General features: G+C 63.4%; 3 protein-coding genes. All 3 read right to left on the bottom strand.

Going from position 1 to position 2,683, the window contains the following annotated elements:
* Positions 1–659: alpha/beta hydrolase (locus AC1D1X_RS20330; RefSeq protein ID WP_477699015.1), on the bottom strand; the 659-nt coding region annotated here is incomplete at its 3' end.
* A gap of 3 nt (positions 660–662) precedes the next feature.
* Positions 663–1,490, bottom strand: a complete 828-nt coding sequence (locus AC1D1X_RS20325) for a proteasome-type protease (RefSeq protein ID WP_477671548.1) — start codon at positions 1,488–1,490, stop codon at positions 663–665.
* 50 nt (positions 1,491–1,540) lie between these two features.
* Positions 1,541–2,683: DNA mismatch repair protein MutS (gene mutS, locus AC1D1X_RS20320; RefSeq protein WP_477699014.1), on the bottom strand; the 1,143-nt coding region annotated here is incomplete at its 5' end.

Raw genomic sequence — 2,683 nt, 5'->3', positions numbered from 1 at the left:
GGGCATTTCAGCGGGTGGCGTTTAAGCAGGCCTTCCAGGTTGTGGGGAAGCGTGTTGTAGATCGCGGTTTCGACGTCGCGGTCGAAGCTCAGCAGGCGCTGGCCTTCGCCGGCATCGTCGTGGGTGCCATGCTCGATGTAGTCGCGCAGCACTTGCTCGTCCCAGGCGGCAAATGCCTTCTTGCTGCGAAAGTGTTCAAAGACCTCGTCTTTGCCTACCCATTGGTGACGGCGTTTGCGGCTGATGGCACCGGGGGATATGGAGCCCACCAGTTGTGCTCGCTTGGCCACGCTCAGCGCTGCGGCGCGCCAGCCGCCGAGGATGGGGGAGTCGACCAGCACCACGCCCTTGACGGGCTGGCCGCCGAGCACCGGGTTGCGCGCAGCGCACATCAGGCTTAAAAAGCCGCCCAGCGAATGGCCCACCAGGAAAGCCGGCTGGCCGGATTTTTCAACCTCGCGGGCCGTGAAGTCGGCCAACTGCTGCACCAGGTGCGGCCAGTTGCTGGTGACCGGGTAGCGCGGGTCGTGGCCGAATTTTTCAATCGCCTTGACCTGAAAGCCGCGTGCTTTCAGGCTCTGGAACACCGCGCTGTAGGTGCTGGCGGGGAAGCTGTTGCCGTGGGAAAAAATGACCAGCGGCTTTGCGTTGGCGGGCACGGCTTAAATCAGTTTCTCGTCAGGCGTGCTGATCTTCTTCAACGGCTCATGGCGGGTGGCCGGCATCTTCAGCGGGATGTCGGTGTGCGCGTCGTCCCACACCGGGTCTTCGATGCTGTCGAACACCTCGCGCAGCTTCTGGCCCCAGCTGCTGTGCATCATGCGGTAGTAGGGGTTGTCGTTGTCGATGCAGACGATCTTGTCGCTCCGGTAGGTGTCAGCCTCATAGACCACCAGATCCAGCGGCAGGCCAACCGAGAGATTCGACTTCATGGTCGAGTCCATGGACACCAGCACACACTTGGCGGCTTCGGCCAGCGGCGTGGCCGGGGTGAGCACGCGGTCCAGTACGGGTTTGCCGTACTTGGATTCGCCGACCTGGAAGTAAGGTGTCTCGTCGGTCGCTTCGATGAAGTTGCCGGCCGAATACATCTGGAAGAGGCGCATGTTCTCGCCGCGGATCTGCCCGCCGAAGACCAACGAGACGTTGAAGTCGACGTCGGCGTTTTTCAGTGCTTCGGCGTCACGGTCGTAGACGCGGCGTATTGCCGAGCCCAGCACGCGTGCGGCATCGAACATGCTTTTGGCGTTCCAGATCGTGATGGCTTCTCCGCCGTCGTGGTCCTTGAGCTGCTCGATCTGCAGGATCTCGCGGATCGACTGGGAAATCGACAGATTGCCGGCCGACAGCAGCACCATGAAACGGTCGCCCGGCTTTTCATAGACGATCATTTTGCGGAAGGTGCTGATGTGGTCCAGGCCCGCGTTGGTGCGGGAGTCTGACAGGAACACCAGCCCGGCGTTGAGTTTGGCGGCGACGCAGTAAGTCATGAGGTGGCTTTGGTGGCTTGGAAGTGTGGGGGCGGTCGGGTTGCGCTGGGTCACGGGGAGGTAGAGATCTTTTTCAGGCGGTACAGGGCGTCCAGCGCCTCGCGCGGACTCAGTGCATCGGGGTCTATGGTACCCAATGCCTTGTCCACGGCACTTTGTTCGGGCGCGGCGGCTTCGGGTGGGGCGGCGAACAGGTCGACCTGGGCGCGTGCTTCCGTCTGGTGGGCTTCCAGCGCGGTGAGCGCATGGCGGGCATGGTTGACGACGGCCGCGGGCACGCCGGCCAGCTTGGCCACGGCAATCCCGTAGCTTTTGCTGGCAGGGCCGGGCTCTATGTGGTGCAAAAACACGATGTCGGCGCCGGACTCGACTGCGCTCACATGCACGTTGATGGCGCCGTGGTGCTGCGCCGGGAATTCGGTGAGCTCAAAGTAATGTGTGGCAAACAGCGTGAAGGCCTGGGTCTTGTTGTGCAGGTAGGCGGCAATGCCGCCGGCCAGCGCCAGTCCGTCGAATGTCGAGGTGCCGCGGCCGATTTCGTCCATCAGTACCAGCGAATGCGGTGTGGCGGCGTGCAGGATCTGCGCGGCCTCGGTCATTTCCAGCATGAAGGTCGATTGCGCGTTGGCCACGTCATCGGCTGCGCCTATGCGGGTGTGGATGGCATCTATGGGCCCGAGCCGGCAGCTGGCCGCCGGCACATACGAGCCCACGCTGGCCAGCAGCACGATCAGCGCCACCTGGCGCATGTAGGTCGACTTGCCGCCCATGTTGGGGCCGGTGATGACCTGCATGCGGTGCTTGCCGCTCATGACGGAATCGTTGGCGATGAAGGCGCCGCCGCCCGTCTCAGCCAGGCGCGCTTCGACGACAGGGTGGCGGCCCTGGCTGATGTCAATGCAGGGTTCGCGTACGAACACCGGCGCGGCCCAGTTGAGGGTGAGTGAGCGTTCGGCCAATGCGCACAGCGCGTCGAGTGAGGCGAGGGCGCGCGCCAGGCGGCTCAGCGCGGGAATGAAGTCCTGCAACTGATCGAGCAGCTGTTCATACAGCCACTTCTCGCGCGCCAATGCGCGCTCCTGCGCCGACAGGGCTTTGTCTTCAAAGGCTTTGAGTTCGGGCGTGATGTAGCGCTCGGCATTTTTCAGTGTCTGGCGGCGGCGGTAGTCGTCGGGCACCTTGTCGAGTTGGCC

It is taken from the genome of Polaromonas sp. P1_G4 (assembly GCF_056405475.1).
The sequence above is the reverse complement of the archived record's forward strand: the minus strand, read 5'-3'. Positions and strand labels throughout refer to the sequence as shown.

What these genes read in the sequence shown, in the direction of transcription:
- AC1D1X_RS20325 (WP_477671548.1), bottom strand. Translation starts at nt 1,490, where the DNA reads ATGACTTACTGCGTCGCCGCCAAACTCAACGCCGGGCTGGTGTTCCTG.